The sequence below is a fragment of the Aeromicrobium sp. genome, from assembly GCF_050700635.1.
In the GTDB taxonomy this organism is placed as follows: Bacteria; Actinomycetota; Actinomycetes; order Propionibacteriales; family Nocardioidaceae; genus Aeromicrobium.
The window spans coordinates 1-14794 of record NZ_JBOHDT010000001.1 but is presented as its reverse complement, the minus strand read 5'-3'; the positions used below and the strand labels follow the sequence as shown (position 1 = coordinate 14794).

Below are 14794 nucleotides of genomic sequence, written 5' to 3'. Positions count from 1 at the left end.
GCGCCAGCGCGATCGAGAGCCGCTGCTGCTGACCGCCGGAGAGGTTCTCGAACCGCTGGCGCAGGTGAGGACCGAGGCCGAGCCGCTCGGCCAGCGGCGCCCACGGCTCGGGGTCGGGGTAGAAGGCGCTCCACAGCTCCAGCGCCTCCTGGACGGTGATCTTCTGCTGCAGCTTCGCCTCCTGCAGCTGTACGCCGAGCACCTCCGTCACAGCAGCGCGGTCCGTCCACGGATCGATGCCGTGGACACGGATCCGGCCACGGTCGCCGACCCGCAGACCGGCGATCGACTCGACGGTCGTGCTCTTGCCGGCACCGTTGGGGCCGAGGATGCCGAAGATCTCGCCTTCGTGGACGCTCAGGCTGATCTCGTCGACCGCCACCTTGTCGCCATAGGTCTTGCGCAGGCCGTCCACGACGACCGCTGGTTCTCGCTCCTGATGCATATCTTCAGCCTGGTCGGTGACGCGGTCTCACGGATCGGGCGATCGGCGCGAGTGGGCATCAGTCGATCGGTTGATGCGACGATGGACCCCATGCGCTACGACAACCTGCTGGCGTCGGTCGGGGGCACCCCGTTGGTGGGGCTGCCCCGCCTCTCGCCCTCTCCCGACGTACGTCTGTGGGCCAAGCTCGAGGACCGGAACCCCACCGGCTCGATCAAGGACCGCCCGGCTCTTCGCATGGTCGAAGAGGCCGAGAAGGACGGCAGGCTCCGCCCGGGCTGCACGATCCTGGAGCCGACCTCGGGCAACACCGGGATCTCGCTGGCCATGGCGGCCAAGCTCAAGGGCTACCGGATCGTGTGCGTGATGCCCGAGAACACCTCCGAGGAGCGGCGCCAGCTGCTGCGGATGTGGGGCGCCGAGATCGTCTCCTCACCCGCTGCCGGTGGTTCCAACGAGGCCGTCCGGGTCGCCAAGCGGCTCGCCGCCGAGCACCCCGACTGGGTGATGCTCTACCAGTACGGCAACTCCGCCAACGCGCTCGCGCACGGGGAGGGCACCGGTCCCGAGCTCCTCGCCGACCTCCCCTCGATCACCCACTTCGTCGCCGGGCTGGGCACGACCGGCACCCTCATGGGCGTGGGCCGCTTCTTCCGGGAGACCAAGCCGGAGGTACGCATCGTGGCCGCCGAGCCGCGCTACGGCGAGCTCGTCTACGGGCTGCGCAACCTCGACGAGGGCTTCGTCCCCGAGCTCTTCGACGACTCGCTCATCGACTCCCGCTTCTCCGTCGGCCCGCGCGACGCCGTGCGCCGCACCCGTGAGCTGATCGAGTCCGAGGGCATCTTCGCTGGCATCTCGACCGGCGCGATCCTGCACGCTGCACTTGCCCAGGCTGCGAACGCGGTGAAGGCGGGCGAGCGCGCTGACATCTGCTTCGTCGTCGCCGACGGCGGCTGGAAGTACCTCTCCACTGGCGCCTACGAGGGCACCCTCGACGACGCTGAGGACCGCCTCGAGGGCCAGCTCTGGGCCTAGCCGACGAGTGGCGCAAACCCAACCCCAGTGGCGCATCATGGTTGTTCTGAGACGGCGTGTCGCACCGATCTGCGCCACTCGCGGTCGCGTTTGCGCCGCTCGTGGGGGCCGGCATCGAGTGTGGCTGATGAGGTCGGCAGAGGTGGGTGCCGCACGGGGCCGTGGTCGGCTAGCCTCGTGCCCGTGAGCGAGTTCGTGGTGTTCTCCGGCAGCGCGCACCGGTCGCTCGCCGAGAAGATCTGTTCCGAGCTCGGGCAACCGCTCTCCGCGTCCGACACCGTCCGTTTCAGCAACGACTGCCTGCAGATCCAGCTGCTCGCCAACTGTCGCCGCAAGGACGTCTACATCATCCAGCCGTTGGTTCCGCCGACGCAGGACCACCTGATGGAGCTGCTGCTGATGATCGACGCCGCGCGCGGTGCGTCGGCCGCCTCAGTCACTGCGGTCATCCCGCACTACTCCTACGCGCGGTCGGACAAGAAGGACGCGTCGCGCATCTCCATCGGCGGACGTCTCGTGGCGGACATGCTCAGCACCGCCGGTGCCGACCGGGTGGTCACGATGACGCTGCATGCCCCGCAGGTGCACGGGTTCTTCAGCACTGCGGTGGACCACCTCACCGCCATCGGCGAGCTCGCCGACCACTACCGCGGCCGCGACCTCACCAACACCGTCGTCGTGTCGCCCGACCTCGGCAACGCCAAGACCGCGTCGCTGTTCGCCCGCCTCCTCGGCGTGCCGGTCGCGGCCGGCAGCAAGCAGCGTCAGGCCGACGACAAGGTCGTCATCGACGCCATCGTCGGCGACGTCTCGGGCCGGACCGCGATCGTGCTCGACGACGAGATCGCCACCGGCGGCTCCATCGTCGAGCTGATGGCCAGGCTGGAGGAGGAGGGCTGCCTGGAGGCGTCGGTGGCCTGCACGCACGGACTGTTCACCGGCAAGGCGGTGGAGCGGCTGCGCGATCACCCGGCCATCACCGAGGTCGTCACCACCGACACCGTGCCGCCGCCCGTGGGCTGGCCCGAGTTGCAGGTGCGCACCGTGTCAAGGCTGTTCGCCGAGGCCATCGCCCGCATCAACGCGGGGGAGTCGGTCTCCAGCCTGTTCGACGGCGTCGACCCGGCCCACGCGCCGCCGCAGCCGAGGCTTCCGCTGTAGCGCGACCACGACACACCATGATCTCGCTCGCATTGGCCTGTCATCCGTCGTTCACCCTGCGTACTCTCTGCTTGTGACGGACGCTCCGATCGGCATCTTCGACTCCGGCTTCGGCGGGCTCACGGTCGCCCGCGCCGTGATCGACCAGCTGCCACATGAGCCGGTGCTCTACCTCGGCGACACGGCCCGCTCGCCGTACGGGTCCCAGCCGATCGCCGCGGTGCGCGAGTACGCCCTCGACTGCCTCGACCACCTGGTCGATCAGGGTGTCAAGGCGCTCGTCATCGCCTGCAACTCGGCCAGCGCCGCCGTGCTGCGCGACGCACGCGAGCGCTACGACGTCCCCGTCGTCGAGGTCATCATCCCCGCCACCCGACGCGCCGTCAGCGCCACCCGCAACGGCCAGGTCGGCGTCATCTGCACCGAGGCCACAGCCACCTCCCGGGCCTACGACGACGCCTTCGCCGCCAACCCGTCAGTCGAGCTGCACACCCAGGCATGTCCGCGATTCGTCGAGCTCGTCGAGGCCGGTATCACGAGCGGACCCGAGATCGAGTCGGTCGCGCACGAGTACCTCGAACCGCTCGTTGACGCCGATGTTGACACGCTCGTCCTCGGCTGCACCCACTATCCACTGCTCACCGGGGCCATCTCCTATGTCATGGGCCCGGACGTCACCCTCGTGTCCAGCGCGGCCGAGACGGCGAACGACGTCTACGCTCTGTTGGTCCGCGAAGATCTCGAGCGAGACCTCGGCGCGCCGGATCCGCAGCACCACTTCCTGACCACCGGTCGACCCGTCGACTTCGGCGTCCTCGGACGCCGTTTCCTCGGGCCCGAAGTGGAGTCCGTCGAACAGTTCTCCTGGGTGGTGACAGCATGACTTCACCCCACAAAATCGCTCGCAGAGCTTGCGATTCCGCGGGGACCCCGACAAGGAGTGCGGCATGAAGCTGACGATCATCGGATGCGCGGGGTCCTTCCCCGGTCCGGACTCGCCGTCCAGCTGCTATCTCGTGGAGGCGCCGTTCGAGGGCCGCACGTATCGCCTGGTGCTCGACCTCGGCAACGGGGCCCTCGGTGCTCTGCAGCGACACATCGACCTCCGTGAGCTCGACGCCGTGGCCGTCTCGCACCTGCACGCCGACCACTGCTTCGACCTCGCCGGCTATTACGTCGTCAGCCGATACCACCCCGACGGCGCTCTCGAACGCCTCCCGCTGTTCGCCCCTCCGGGTGCTGCCCGGTTCCTGGCGGTCGCCTATGGGCCCGAGCCCGATCCCGGCATCCTCGATCACTTCGCCTGCCACGACTGGCAGGACGGCGAGACGGTGCAGCTGGGTCCGTTCCGCGTCACCGTCGCCCTCATGGACCATCCGGTCGAGGGATACGCGATGCGGATCGAGACCGGCGACCACGTGCTCTGCTACTCCGGCGACACCGGTCCCTGCGAGGCGTTGAACGAGCTCGCCGCCGGAGCCGATCTGTTCCTGTGCGAGGCGTCGTTCGTGGAGTCGAAGGTCAACCCGCCGCACCTGCACCTCACCGGCGCGGAGGCCGGCGAGGCGGCGCGTGCCGCAGGCGTCCGCCGGCTGCTCCTGACGCACATCCCGCCGTGGACGGACCGTGCCGAGGTCGAGGCGGATGCCAAGACGACGTGGGACGGTCCGCTGGACCTGGTCACGTCGGACGCCACCTACGAGCTCTGAACCGTCCTGCTCCGCGTCTGAACCGCTCGGTAGGCTCGCCAGATGACTTCTCGTGAAGACAGCCGCGCTGTCGATGAGCTCCGTCCCGTCACCATCACCCGCAACTGGCTCGACCACGCGCAGGGCTCCTGCCTCGTCGAGTTCGGCAAGACCCGCGTGCTCTGTGCCGCGAGTGCGGGAGAGGGTGTGCCGCGCTGGCGCAAGGGTTCCGGGCTGGGCTGGGTCACCGCCGAGTACGCGATGCTGCCGCAGGCCACCCACGACCGCTCGCCGCGCGAGTCCGTCAGGGGCCGGATCGGCGGCCGCACCCATGAGATCTCCCGGCTGGTCGGTCGCTCGCTGCGGGCGGCCATCGACTACTCGGCCCTCGGCGAGAACACCATCACCATCGACTGCGACGTCCTGCAGGCCGACGGCGGCACGCGCACGGCCGCCATCACCGGGGCCTACGTCGCACTCACGGACGCCGTTGCCTACCTGCGCGACGCGGGTGCGCTGGCCGGCGAGCCACTGGTCGAGTCCGTGGCCGCGGTCAGTGTGGGCATCGTCGATGGAACCGCGATGCTTGACCTCCCATACGTCGAGGACGTCCGCGCCGAGACCGACATGAACGTCGTCATGACCGGTTCCGGGTCGTTCGTCGAGGTTCAGGGAACAGCGGAGGGCAAGCCGTTCGATCGCGCCGAGCTCGACGCGCTCCTGGCCTTGGCCGAGAAGGGCTGCGCCGACCTCACACGGCTGCAGACGGAGGCGCTCGCTCCATGATTTCTTCCGGCTCCGCCGGTGGTGTGAGTCGCGTCGTCCTGGCGTCGCGCAACGCCAAGAAGCTGGTCGAGCTGCGCCGCATCCTCGAGCCGCTCGTGCCTGGCATCGAGGTCCTCGGGCTCGACGACGTCGACCCCTTCGACGAGCCGGCCGAGACCGAGCCGACGTTCGAGGGCAACGCCCTCATCAAGGCCCGCGCGTGCCTGGCGGCGACTGCAATGCCGTCGCTCGCCGACGACTCCGGCCTGTGTGTCGACGCGCTCAACGGCATGCCCGGCGTGCTGTCGGCCCGGTGGAGCGGGGCCGGCGACGAGGCCAACAACGCGCTGCTGCTGAACCAGCTCGGCGACGTGCCCGACAAGCACCGCGGCGCCGCGTTCCGCTGTGCGGTGGCGCTGTGTACGCCCGACGGCACCGAGGTCGTCGAGACCGGTGCGATGCACGGACGCATCCTGCGGTCCGAACAGGGCGACGGCGGCTTCGGATACGACCCGTTGTTCGCCGCCGACGGCTACGACGTCTCCACCGCCGAGCTCCCATCGGCGGAGAAGGACCGCATCAGTCACCGGGGCCACGCCCTCGCGGCCATCGCGCCACACGTCGTGTCCGCGCTGGGCTAAACGCTTGCCCTGACTACTCGAGTGCGGCGATCACGCGGTCGGCCAGTGCCGTGCTGCCGGCGCGGTTGGGGTGCACGCCGTCGATCACGTGGTTGCGGCGGTCGAGCGTCCCCATCGTGCTCACGTACTGGATGCCGTGGTCCTTGGCCGCGGCGTAGACGATCGCGGTGATCCGCTGACGTCCGAGCTGGTCGAGCGTGCCCCACGTTGGTCCCAGCACCACGATGCGCGTCGAGCGGGGCAGGTTCGCCTGCAGCACGTCGAAATAGTGGTCGACGGCCTCCGCAACCTGTTCGCTTCTGGACTCGACGTGCCGACCCTCGATGCACGAGGCCCAGTCGTTGCGGCCACCCTGGACGATGAACAACGACGGGGCGACGTCGCGGAACGCTTCCGGCCGGTCGATGAATCGGTTGCCGCCGCAAGCCAGGCCCTGGCGCAGGTATCCCGATCCCGACTGCGCGTGCGTGGTGACGTTGGCGTCGAAATGACGTCCGACCATGCTCCACCACCCCTGCAGCGGGTCACCCGGGTCGTCGTTGTACTCGGCCGTGATGGAGTCGCCCACCACGACGATGCCGCGCTGGAACGGTCCGCTCTGCACCGCTTGCTCCCCGCCCCGAGCGCTCTGCCAGGCGGTCAGCAACGCGACCGCGATGGCGATGACCACCGCAATGCGCAGGACCGATCTGGACACGGCTTTTCCTCCGGGGGAGCAGCAGAAGAATACGTCCGAACCGACCGATTGTTCGGGCGAATCGACGAAGTCATCCGAACGTCACCTCGGAAGGTCGGAGGTCAGCTGAACCCGTGTTGACGCCAGGCTTCGTAGACGGCGATCGAGGCGCAGTTCGCGAGGTTCATAGAGCGTCGTCCGGGGAGCATGGGTAGGCGCAGTCGATCGGTGAGCCGGGGGAGCGCCAGGACATCGTCGGGCAGGCCGTCCGGCTCGGCGCCGAACATCAGCACGTCGCCCGGTTCGTAGGCGACGTCGGTGTAGAGACGCTCGGCAGCGGTGGTGAACGCAAAGATCCTGTGCTCGCCGAAAGTGCTGAAGGCTGATTCAAGGCTTGGGTGCACGGTCATGACGGCGAGGTCGTGGTAGTCGAGGCCGGCGCGGCGCAGCTGCGCGTCGGACAGGTCGAAGCCGAGCGGCTCGACGAGGTGCAGCTCGCTACCCGTGGCGGCGGCGAGACGGATCGCGTTGCCGGTGTTGCCGGGAATTCTCGGCTGGTGGAACAACATGCGGAACATCAGGCCAAGAGCCTAGACTCACCGACCATGCCAACTCCCCAGCGCGTTCACGTCACGCACACCTACCGCTCCGATCCCGCCACCGTCTTCGAGGCACTCTCCGAGCACGAGAATCTCGGCCGCGTCATGGGCGCGAAGGTCACCCGCGTCCGTGACGGTGACGCCTCGCGCAACGGCGTGGGCTCGACTCGACGGTTGAAGATCGGGCCGTTGCCGGCGTTCGAGGAGACCGTCACGGCCGCCGAGCCGAACAGCCTGATCGAATACACGATCAGCAAGGGCACGCCGATGAAGGGGCACTGGGGCGTTCAGCGGATGACCCCGACGGCCGACGGCGGCACCGAGCTCGACTACCGGATCGGCTTCGACGCTCCCGCGCCCGGCATGGCTGCCGTGGTCGGCAAGGTCATTACGGCGCAGCTCTCCCGCGGGTTGTCCAAGCTCGTCGACTGAACCTAGGACGGTGTCTCGCTAAGCGCCGGTGACGCCGTCGAGGTGCTCGCGCAGCAGGTCGGCGTGTCCGTTGTGCCGGGCGTACTCGGCGATCATGTGCAGGTAGACCATGCGCAGCGAGAACTCGGTTCCGTGGTGGTCGAAGGTGTCGTCCAGTCCGTGGCCGGACGCGGCGGCGTTCGCTGCCAGCCACTCGGCGGTCAGCTGGTCGTGCTCCTGCGCAGCCCGAAGGGGGTCGATGTCGTCGAAGTCCTCGTCGACTCGCTCGCCGAACAACGAGGCGACGTCCTGTCCGTCGAGGCGGATCCGGAACCACGTTCGCTCGACCTTGGCCATGTGACGGATCAGGCCCAGCAGTGTGATCGTCGTGGTCGGCAGTGGGCGCGCGGCGAGCTGTTCGCCAGTGAGACCCGCGCACTTGCTCACGAGGGTCGCCCGGTGCCACCCGAGCAAGGACTCGAGCTGTGGGCGTTCGGGCCCGGTCAGCGGTCCGGAGCGGCGATCGACGTAGGGTGCGGTCCAAGTGGTCACCGGATCATGCTGTCAGGTGCCGAGCAGATCGTTGCGCCAGGGCGGATCGGCCCCTGGACGCCCGACCACCAGTGCGGCCGAGTCCGCCGCGATCCCGGTCAGGCGACGGACCGTGTCGGAGTCGACGGCGCGCAGCCGGTCGCGCGTCGCCGCGTCGAGGAGGCCCTCGAGGTGCAACGCGACGATGAGTCCGGACATGTAGGCGTCGCCGGCCCCGACGGAGTCGACCACCTCGGCCGATCGGAGTGCCACCTCGACCCGTCCCGACTGCGCCCAGGCGACAGAACCCTCGCGTCCGCGGGTCGCGACGACGAGCGAAGCCCCGAGCGCAAGGAAGCGTTGCGCGACTGCATCGACGGAGTCGTCCGGGTGCAGCCAGGCAAGATCCTCGTCGCTCGCCTTGACGACGTCGGACAGGGCGACGAGTCGCTCGATACGCTCATGGACAGCTGCACGGTCCGGTGTCAGCGACGGACGGGCGTTGGGGTCGAACGTCACGATGCTGGTGGGCTGGAGACGACCCAGCATTGCCTCGACCTCGTCGGCGCCAGGCTCGAGGACGGCAGCGATCGAACCGGTATGCACCGCAGCTGGCGTCTCGCCCGGCTCGATCGTGCCCGGGTCCCACGTGACGTCGAACTCGTAGCTCGCCGACCCGTGCTCGTCGACCCGTGCCACCGCCGAGGACGTGCGCGCAGCGGTTGACGCGGCCACCGTGACGTTGGACTCGGTCAGATGGCGCCGGACCAGATCGCCGTGGCGGTCGTCGCCGAGCGTGGTCGCGAGTGTGACCTCCAGCCCTACGCGACCGAGTCCGACGGCGACGTTGGCTGGGCTGCCACCGGCATGCTCGCTCCGCGTGCCGTCCGGCCGCTCGACGACATCGACGAGCGCCTCACCGACGACGAGGATCACGTCTCGTCGGGGTCGATGGCGGGGATCGTGCCGGTGGGCGCTTCGGCGACGCTCATCTTCGCCGCGGAGTCGGTAGGGACGTCGCGGGAGAGTGCGTCGAGTGCCGCATCGAAGCCGATGTCGTGGCCGGCTTCCTCGCTGCGAAGCCAGCGCACCTCGAGCAGGTCGCAGTACGCCTGGATCGGCGAACCCACCCGGTCGAGCGCGGCGTGCGCGCGTGCCTCTCCGGGCTTGAGCACGTCGACGACCCACCGCGCCGCGGCGTCGTGCTCGGTCACGTCCTCACCCGCTTCTTGACTCAGGTGGCCCTGGTACGCGTGCAGATCCGCCAGCAGGATCGTGGCCTGGCCCTCGCCGACGGTGAGGCTGGTGAGGTCGCGCAGGTGCCGGGAGTGGTAGCCGCGGCCGCCGACCCGCACGTTGAGTCGCAAGTCCGAACCGTCCACGGGTTGAAGGGAGATCTCCTCCACCACGAACCCGAGCTCGTTGAGCCGGCGGACCGTGCCCTCGATGCGGTACCGGTCGTCGAAGGCGAAGGTCGGCTTCTCGTGCAGCAGCTCCCAGAGTGCGGTGTACCGGTCCGCGATGCCTTGGGCCTCGTCGATCAGCCTGCCGTGGATCTCGGGCGGCCGTTCGAGGCGCACCGCGAGGTCGATCATGCCCATGGCGACGTTCTCCGTCAGGATCTCGATGTCGTGCCGGCGTTGCCCGTCGCTCAGCTGCGGGTGCACCTCGCTGGTCTCCGCATCGACGAACCAGGCCTGCAGAACCTGGCCGTCGCGGGTGAAGAGCGTGTTCGCGAGCGAGCAGTCACCCCAGAAGACTCCATGGCGATGCAGATCGACGAGCAGCCCGACCATCGCGTCGAGCAGGCGGGCGCGATGCTTGGGGCGGTCGGGCGGCAGCCGCATGAGCAGGCGCCTGTACTGCCAGGACCCCTCGAGGAACCGGGTCACGAGGATCGCGGTCTCGCGGCCGGGCTGGATGACGAGCCCTGCCGGCCGGACGGCCGCGAGGTCCATGTCCTCGAGCTTGCGAAGCACCTCGTACTCCTTGCGGGCCAGCCGTGGTGACATCTCCTTGACCGCCCAGAGTTTCTCATCGGCCTCGACGAACTTCACCAGATGCCGACTCGGCCCCACGGAGATGTCCCGCAGTGGGACCTCGGGCGGAGACCATTCCTCCAGCGGCAGATCCCAGGGCAGCGACAGCAGCTCCGGGCTCGGCGTGCGGAGAAGGATCTCCGGCGTGGCTGGCGTCATGGCTCCCCGAGTCTCCCACCCTTCATGCCAGAGCACCTCGTGCCGAAGGCGGGATTTGAACCCGCACGCCCGAAGGCACAGGTTCCTAAAACCTGCGTGTCTACCAGTTCCACCACTTCGGCCCGGTTTCCAACAGTAGGCGAGAGACCGCTCTATGCGAGCTGATCCCGCCCGATACGCACCACGCGCATCAGCGCGTCCAGATCCACATCCGACAACCGCTTGAAGCTGACGACCGAGCTCCCGATCTTCGGTTTCGCCCCAGTGCCCGACGCGAAGCTGTCGGCGTACTTCTTCACCGCGTACTGGCCGTCCTCGACGGCACTGATGTAGACGCTGATGTTGTTCTTCTGCTGGGCGAGCCCGACCATGAACCAGCGGACGTCGGGCTTGCCCGGCCGCCGGAATGTCCAGTCGCCATAGCCGATGATGCTCTGCTCGGTGCCGCCCCAGAAGACGCCTTTCCAGAGCACGCGCTCGGTGCCGGCGAAGACGTCGGCGATGTGCGTGTCGAGCGTCGTGACGTCGTCGCTGCCGAGGTCGGCCAGGAAGGTGTCGACGTCCTCGCCGGTGCGTTCCATGGTGCTCAGGCCGTCTCGAGCCCGAGGTCCTTCCGCAGCTTCGCGACGTGCCCGGCGGCCTTGACGTTGTACTGGGCCAGCTCGATGCGGCCGTCGGCGTCGACGACGAACGTGGAGCGGATGACGCCCTCGACGACCTTGCCGTAGAGCTTCTTCTCGCCGAACGCGCCCCACGTGGTGAGCACGTCCCTGTCGACGTCGGAGAGCAGCGTGATGGTCAGGTTCTCCTTGGCGCGGAACTTCGCGAGCTTCTCCGTGGTGTCCTTCGAGATGCCGAGCACCGTGTAGCCCTCGGCCTTCAGGGCATCCAGGTTGTCGCTGAAGTCGCAGGCCTGTGTCGTGCAACCGGGGGTCATCGCGGTGGGATAGAAGTAGACGATCACGCGGCCGCCGCGCAGGTCGGACAGGGTGACGGTCTCACCAGTGTCGGTCGGGAGGGTGAAGTCGGGGGCTTTGTCGCCGGGCTGCAGTCGTGTCGTCATGGGCCCTATCCTTTCACTACCGAAGACCGATCCCGAGAGCAGAGCGAGGCACCCGTGGGCAAGTCCGAGACCGACGTGCTGGTCGACGAGATCGAGCAGATCCGGCTGCGGCTGGCCGGCACGGTCGACGAGCTCGTCGACCGCGCACACCCCAAGAGCATCGCTCGACGCAGCTTGCAGAACGTCAAGAGCCACTTCGTCGACGAGCAGGGCTCGCCCCGGTTCGAGACGATCATCCCGGTCGTCGCCGGAACCGCCGCGATCGTCACGGCGATCGTCATCATCCGACGGCTGACGCGCTGATCATGACCCCCAGCTCATGAGCACTGACCCGACCAAGCTGCCCATCCGGATGCTGCACGACCGGCTTCTGGTCTCGCTCGACCAGGAGGACGGCGACCGGCGCAGCAGCGGCGGGATAGTCATCCCAGCCACTGCCTCGATGGGCAAGCGACTCGCCTGGGCCCGAGTCGAGGCGGTGGGTGCGCACGTGCGGTCGGTGCAGGTGGGTGACCGGGTGCTCTTCGACCCCGACGATCGCGCCGAGGTCGAAGTGCGCGGCGAGGACTTCATCCTCCTGCGCGAACGCGACGTCCATGCCGTGGCGTCGGAGCGGATCGAGGAAGGCCAAACCGGCCTCTACCTGTGATGAACGCAGCCCGCGACCTCCCGCTTCGACGGTTGCGGCTGCGGTACTCAGACGACTCGTTCATCGACCGGCTCTGGACGATCCGACGTCGCTGGCGCCTGCTGCTGCGGCTCAGCCTCGCGACGTCGCTGGCGTTCTTCATCGCCACCGAGGTCCTCGACCACGAGCAGGCCTTCTTCGCGCCGATCGCGGCCATCGTCGCGCTCATCTCGGGCGGCGGCGCGCGCGTCCGCACGGTCATCGAGCTGGTGTTCGGGGTGGCCATCGGTGTGCTGGTCGGCGAGCTCCTCATCCTCGGCATCGGGCGTGGCCCGTGGCAGATGGCGCTGGTCGTCGCGCTCGCCGTGGTTGTCGGCACCCTGGTTGGACTCACCGGCCTCGCCCTGACGCAGGCGGCAACGTCGTCGGTGCTGCTGACCGCCGTGATCCCGTTCGCGGGCACCGGCAACCCAGCCGTGACGCGGTTCCTCGATGCCCTTGTCGGCGGGCTCGTCGGCCTGGTGATGGTGCTCCTCATCCCACGCAACCCGGTGCGCGACATCGACCGCGAGGTGCAGGCCTTCCTGAGGCGGCTCGGCAGCGTACTGACGCTCATCGCCTCGGCGTTGCGTGAGCAGGACATCAGCCAGGCCGATCGGGCCCTCGCACGCGCACGCGGCATGCAACCGCTGGTCGACTCGATGAAGGAGACGGCGCACAACGTGGCCGAGATCGCCCGCATCTCGCCGATGCGCTGGCGCCAGCGCGCCCACGTGCAGCTCTACACCGCGACCGTCATCGACCTCGACAACGCCGTCCGCGATGCCCGCGTGCTCGCCCGCAAGACCTCAGCCCTGCTGCGACACCACGAGCAAGTGCCGGCCGACATGGCGCTCGCCATCGACGCCCTCGCCGGCGCGATCGGCATCTTTGCCGATGACCTCTCCGAGCGGGACGACTTCGACGAAGCTCGGGGCGAGCTGGTGCAGGCTGCGCGGATGGCGTCATTGGCAATGCCCGAGGCGGTGACGATGAACAGTGCATCCGTCGCAGCCCAGGTCCGGTCGCTGGCGGCCGACCTCCTCTACGCCAGCGGCTACACCCGCGACGAGATCGACGACCGGCTGGATTTCGACTGATGGTGTCCGGATCTTGCTCGACACCCCAGCATGACCTGCGCTAACTTGTTCAGGTTGCTCCGAGCGGAGCGCCAGCACTCGAAGGAGGTGGACCCCTTGAAGACGTACTCCATGACCATCACGACGGCCGTTTCGCGCCGTGATGCCGCCATGCTCTTCGCCGGTCCCGCCTCCGGAGCAGTCTGTTCGACGTAACTTTGTCAGTACGTCGGTCAACGCTTCGGATTACGAATCCGGAGCGTTTCTTGTTTGCCCAACCACCAATTCACCCGTCCATCCATCCAGAAAGGAGGCGCGCAATGACCACGCAACTCGATCCACGAATCATGCCCGCACAGAACCAGACCGACTCCTCACCGACGACCGGTACGGACGGGGAGGAGGTGAAGGCCATGACCATCTTCGAGTCCCGTCGGGCCCGCGGCACGCGCGCCTGGGATGAGATGTCCGAGATCGATCGCGCGGTGCTGTTGGAGGCTGTGCGTCAGCGACGCAAGCTGCGTGAGCAGCAGCAGGCGATCCACAACGAAATGTTCGGCCTGCGCGCCAACCGCAACTAGCGAGTGGCGCAAACCCGACCGCGAGTGGCGCAGATTGGTGAGACACACCGTCTCGAATTGACCAATCTGCGCCACTCGCGGTTCAGCGAGAAGTGATCGCCTCGTGGAAGGCGAGGATGCGCTGGGCGTCGCGCACGTGCAGGTGCTCGATCATCCGTCCGTTGACGGTGACCACGCCGCGGCCCTCGGCCTGGGCCTGCTCGTAGGCCGCGATGACGTCGCGCGCGTGCTCGACATCGGACTCGCTTGGTGCGAACGCCTCGTTCGTCGGCTCGACCTGGCTCGGGTGGATGAGCGTCTTGCCGTCGAACCCCATCTCGCGAGCCTGGCGCGCCTCGGCGGCGAAGCCGTCGGCGTCCTTCACGTCGTTGTACACGCCGTCGAGGATGACCTTGCCGGCCGCGCGGGCGGCGAGCAGCGCGATGGTGAGCGACGGCAGCAGCGGCGCGCGTCCGGGCACGTGCAGCGAGAACGTCTCGTTGACGAGGTCGTTCGTGCCCATCACCAGCACGGCCAGGCGCTCGTGAGCAGCGGCGATCTCCTCGGCGTGCAGGATCGCGATCGGCGTCTCGACCATCGCCCAGAGACGCGTGTGGTCGGGTGCACCGGCCTTCTCCAGCGCCTCGACGAGCGCGCGGACCTCGTCGGCGGAGTTCACCTTCGGCACGACGACACCGTGCGGACCCGCCGCGGCCGCCGTGGCGAGATCGTCCTCGTGCCACTCGGTGCCGATGCCGTTGACCCGGATGGTCAGCTCGCGGTGGCCGTACTCACCGGACCCGACCGCGGCGCAGACGCGCTCGCGGGCCTCCGGCTTGGCGTCGGGAGCGACGGCGTCCTCGAGGTCGAGGATGAGTGCATCGGCATCAATGCCCTTGGCCTTCTCGAGCGCGCGCTCGTTCGCACCCGGCATGTACAGGACGGAGCGGCGTGGTCTCAGCTCAGAGGTCATACGCGTCAGCCAGCTCTGGGTCGCGCTCGGCCAGGGCCCTGGCGAGGTCGAGCATCACCAGACACTGCTTGCAGGAGGCGTCGTCCTCCATCTTGCCGTCGATCATCACCGCACCCGAGCCGTCGCCCATCGCCTCGACGACCTTCTTGGCGTGCGCGACGTCGGCGGGGTCGGGGGAGAACACCTTCTTGGCGATGTCGATCTGCACCGGGTGCAGGCTCCACGCGCCGACGCAGCCGAGCAGGAAGGCGTTGCGGAACTGGTCCTCGCAGGCCACGACGTCCTTGATGTCGCCGAAC

Annotated in this window: 20 protein-coding genes, 1 tRNA gene and 1 pseudogene; 11 read left to right on the top strand and 11 right to left on the bottom strand. The window is 68.4% G+C overall.

Translation table 11 applies throughout. The features are described 5' to 3' along the window. Nucleotides 1–445 (bottom strand): ATP-binding cassette domain-containing protein (locus tag ACRDPN_RS00110; RefSeq protein ID WP_431445275.1); only part of this gene is annotated, 445 nt, incomplete at its 3' end. A gap of 90 nt (nucleotides 446–535) precedes the next feature. On the opposite strand from ACRDPN_RS00110, the gene ACRDPN_RS00105 reads away from it, so the two are divergent. The 6 genes from ACRDPN_RS00105 (at nucleotide 536) to rdgB (ending at nucleotide 5738) form a co-directional block, all read left to right on the top strand. Beyond that, the gene (locus tag ACRDPN_RS00105) at nucleotides 536–1483 is read left to right on the top strand and encodes a PLP-dependent cysteine synthase family protein (RefSeq protein WP_431445274.1); all 948 of its coding nucleotides are present in this window, start codon (nucleotides 536–538) and stop codon (nucleotides 1481–1483) included. Nucleotides 1484–1666: 183 nt separating this feature from the next. Further along, nucleotides 1667–2644, top strand: coding sequence for a ribose-phosphate diphosphokinase (locus ACRDPN_RS00100; RefSeq protein WP_431445273.1), 978 nt, complete (start codon nucleotides 1667–1669; stop codon nucleotides 2642–2644). A gap of 73 nt (nucleotides 2645–2717) precedes the next feature. Beyond that, nucleotides 2718–3527: a glutamate racemase gene (murI, locus tag ACRDPN_RS00095; RefSeq protein ID WP_431445272.1), complete on the top strand. Its 810-nt coding sequence runs from the start codon at nucleotides 2718–2720 to the stop codon at nucleotides 3525–3527. Nucleotides 3528–3591: 64 nt separating this feature from the next. Next, nucleotides 3592–4353: an MBL fold metallo-hydrolase gene (locus ACRDPN_RS00090; RefSeq protein WP_431445270.1), complete on the top strand. Its 762-nt coding sequence runs from the start codon at nucleotides 3592–3594 to the stop codon at nucleotides 4351–4353. 42 nt (nucleotides 4354–4395) lie between these two features. Continuing rightward, the gene (gene rph, locus ACRDPN_RS00085; RefSeq protein ID WP_431445269.1) at nucleotides 4396–5118 is read left to right on the top strand and encodes a ribonuclease PH; all 723 of its coding nucleotides are present in this window, start codon (nucleotides 4396–4398) and stop codon (nucleotides 5116–5118) included. Then, on the top strand, nucleotides 5115–5738 hold the full coding sequence (gene rdgB, locus ACRDPN_RS00080) for an RdgB/HAM1 family non-canonical purine NTP pyrophosphatase (RefSeq protein WP_431445268.1): 624 nt from the start codon (nucleotides 5115–5117) through the stop codon (nucleotides 5736–5738). Before rph ends, rdgB begins: the two co-directional genes overlap by 4 nt. A 13-nt stretch (nucleotides 5739–5751) precedes the next feature. On the opposite strand, the gene ACRDPN_RS00075 is transcribed toward rdgB, so the two are convergent. Then, the gene (locus ACRDPN_RS00075; protein ID WP_431445267.1) at nucleotides 5752–6435 is read right to left on the bottom strand and encodes an SGNH/GDSL hydrolase family protein; all 684 of its coding nucleotides are present in this window, start codon (nucleotides 6433–6435) and stop codon (nucleotides 5752–5754) included. Between the two features lie 101 nt (nucleotides 6436–6536). Further along, nucleotides 6537–6992, bottom strand: coding sequence for a tRNA (cytidine(34)-2'-O)-methyltransferase (locus tag ACRDPN_RS00070; RefSeq protein WP_431445266.1), 456 nt, complete (start codon nucleotides 6990–6992; stop codon nucleotides 6537–6539). Nucleotides 6993–7019: 27 nt separating this feature from the next. On the opposite strand from ACRDPN_RS00070, the gene ACRDPN_RS00065 reads away from it, so the two are divergent. Beyond that, nucleotides 7020–7445 (top strand): SRPBCC family protein, encoded by a 426-nt coding sequence (locus ACRDPN_RS00065; RefSeq protein WP_431445265.1) that lies wholly within the window; start codon nucleotides 7020–7022, stop codon nucleotides 7443–7445. A gap of 18 nt (nucleotides 7446–7463) precedes the next feature. Here the strand turns inward: ACRDPN_RS00065 and ACRDPN_RS00060 are convergent, their stop codons facing one another. The 6 genes from ACRDPN_RS00060 to bcp all read right to left on the bottom strand — a co-directional run bounded on the left by ACRDPN_RS00060 (nucleotide 7464) and on the right by bcp (nucleotide 11216). Beyond that, a complete protein-coding gene (locus tag ACRDPN_RS00060) occupies nucleotides 7464–7976 on the bottom strand; it encodes a DinB family protein (RefSeq protein WP_431445264.1) in 513 nt (170 codons plus the stop codon). Between the two features lie 12 nt (nucleotides 7977–7988). After that, on the bottom strand, nucleotides 7989–8891 hold the full coding sequence (locus ACRDPN_RS00055; protein WP_431445262.1) for a carbohydrate kinase family protein: 903 nt from the start codon (nucleotides 8889–8891) through the stop codon (nucleotides 7989–7991). Continuing rightward, nucleotides 8888–10153: a DUF4032 domain-containing protein gene (locus tag ACRDPN_RS00050; RefSeq protein WP_431445261.1), complete on the bottom strand. Its 1266-nt coding sequence runs from the start codon at nucleotides 10151–10153 to the stop codon at nucleotides 8888–8890. Before ACRDPN_RS00050 ends, ACRDPN_RS00055 begins: the two co-directional genes overlap by 4 nt. A 40-nt stretch (nucleotides 10154–10193) precedes the next feature. Continuing rightward, nucleotides 10194–10275: transfer RNA gene (locus ACRDPN_RS00045), tRNA-Leu, on the bottom strand. 30 nt (nucleotides 10276–10305) lie between these two features. Then, nucleotides 10306–10734 carry a hypothetical protein gene (locus tag ACRDPN_RS00040; RefSeq protein WP_431445260.1) on the bottom strand — a complete coding sequence of 143 codons (429 nt, stop codon included), beginning with the start codon at nucleotides 10732–10734 and terminating at the stop codon, nucleotides 10306–10308. A gap of 5 nt (nucleotides 10735–10739) precedes the next feature. Continuing rightward, nucleotides 10740–11216 carry a thioredoxin-dependent thiol peroxidase gene (gene bcp / locus ACRDPN_RS00035; RefSeq protein WP_431445259.1) on the bottom strand — a complete coding sequence of 159 codons (477 nt, stop codon included), beginning with the start codon at nucleotides 11214–11216 and terminating at the stop codon, nucleotides 10740–10742. A 54-nt stretch (nucleotides 11217–11270) separates the two neighbouring features. Between bcp and ACRDPN_RS00030 the strand changes: the two genes are divergently transcribed. The 4 genes from ACRDPN_RS00030 (at nucleotide 11271) to ACRDPN_RS00015 (ending at nucleotide 13543) form a co-directional block, all read left to right on the top strand. After that, nucleotides 11271–11519, top strand: a complete 249-nt coding sequence (locus ACRDPN_RS00030) for a DUF3618 domain-containing protein (RefSeq protein ID WP_431445258.1) — start codon at nucleotides 11271–11273, stop codon at nucleotides 11517–11519. A gap of 16 nt (nucleotides 11520–11535) precedes the next feature. Beyond that, the gene (locus tag ACRDPN_RS00025; RefSeq protein ID WP_431445257.1) at nucleotides 11536–11865 is read left to right on the top strand and encodes a GroES family chaperonin; all 330 of its coding nucleotides are present in this window, start codon (nucleotides 11536–11538) and stop codon (nucleotides 11863–11865) included. Beyond that, nucleotides 11865–12983 carry an FUSC family protein gene (locus ACRDPN_RS00020; protein ID WP_431445256.1) on the top strand — a complete coding sequence of 373 codons (1119 nt, stop codon included), beginning with the start codon at nucleotides 11865–11867 and terminating at the stop codon, nucleotides 12981–12983. Before ACRDPN_RS00025 ends, ACRDPN_RS00020 begins: the two co-directional genes overlap by 1 nt. Before the next feature lie 299 nt (nucleotides 12984–13282). Then, nucleotides 13283–13543: a hypothetical protein gene (locus ACRDPN_RS00015; protein ID WP_431445255.1), complete on the top strand. Its 261-nt coding sequence runs from the start codon at nucleotides 13283–13285 to the stop codon at nucleotides 13541–13543. An 82-nt stretch (nucleotides 13544–13625) separates the two neighbouring features. Here ACRDPN_RS00015 and ACRDPN_RS00010 read toward each other — a convergent pair whose 3' ends face one another. Both ACRDPN_RS00010 and ACRDPN_RS00005 read right to left on the bottom strand, forming a co-directional pair. Next, nucleotides 13626–14495, bottom strand: coding sequence for an HpcH/HpaI aldolase/citrate lyase family protein (locus ACRDPN_RS00010; RefSeq protein ID WP_431445254.1), 870 nt, complete (start codon nucleotides 14493–14495; stop codon nucleotides 13626–13628). Then, a pseudogene (locus tag ACRDPN_RS00005) lies at nucleotides 14485–14794 on the bottom strand (CoA ester lyase); the annotation flags it as partial. The pseudogene ACRDPN_RS00005 and the gene ACRDPN_RS00010, both read right to left, overlap by 11 nt.

Excerpts from the sequence above, each read along its gene's own strand:
- ACRDPN_RS00015 (WP_431445255.1), top strand. The coding sequence starts at position 13,283 with ATGACCACGCAACTCGATCCACGAATCATGCCCGCACAGAACCAGACC.
- ACRDPN_RS00090 (WP_431445270.1), top strand. The coding sequence starts at position 3,592 with ATGAAGCTGACGATCATCGGATGCGCGGGGTCCTTCCCCGGTCCGGAC.
- ACRDPN_RS00105 (WP_431445274.1), top strand. The coding sequence starts at position 536 with ATGCGCTACGACAACCTGCTGGCGTCGGTCGGGGGCACCCCGTTGGTG.
- ACRDPN_RS00050 (WP_431445261.1), bottom strand. The coding sequence starts at position 10,153 with ATGACGCCAGCCACGCCGGAGATCCTTCTCCGCACGCCGAGCCCGGAG.
- ACRDPN_RS00025 (WP_431445257.1), top strand. The coding sequence starts at position 11,536 with ATGAGCACTGACCCGACCAAGCTGCCCATCCGGATGCTGCACGACCGG.
- ACRDPN_RS00065 (WP_431445265.1), top strand. The coding sequence starts at position 7,020 with ATGCCAACTCCCCAGCGCGTTCACGTCACGCACACCTACCGCTCCGAT.
- bcp (WP_431445259.1), bottom strand. The coding sequence starts at position 11,216 with ATGACGACACGACTGCAGCCCGGCGACAAAGCCCCCGACTTCACCCTC.
- ACRDPN_RS00010 (WP_431445254.1), bottom strand. The coding sequence starts at position 14,495 with ATGACCTCTGAGCTGAGACCACGCCGCTCCGTCCTGTACATGCCGGGT.
- ACRDPN_RS00070 (WP_431445266.1), bottom strand. The coding sequence starts at position 6,992 with ATGTTCCGCATGTTGTTCCACCAGCCGAGAATTCCCGGCAACACCGGC.
- rph (WP_431445269.1), top strand. The coding sequence starts at position 4,396 with ATGACTTCTCGTGAAGACAGCCGCGCTGTCGATGAGCTCCGTCCCGTC.
- rdgB (WP_431445268.1), top strand. The coding sequence starts at position 5,115 with ATGATTTCTTCCGGCTCCGCCGGTGGTGTGAGTCGCGTCGTCCTGGCG.
- ACRDPN_RS00020 (WP_431445256.1), top strand. The coding sequence starts at position 11,865 with ATGAACGCAGCCCGCGACCTCCCGCTTCGACGGTTGCGGCTGCGGTAC.
- ACRDPN_RS00040 (WP_431445260.1), bottom strand. The coding sequence starts at position 10,734 with ATGGAACGCACCGGCGAGGACGTCGACACCTTCCTGGCCGACCTCGGC.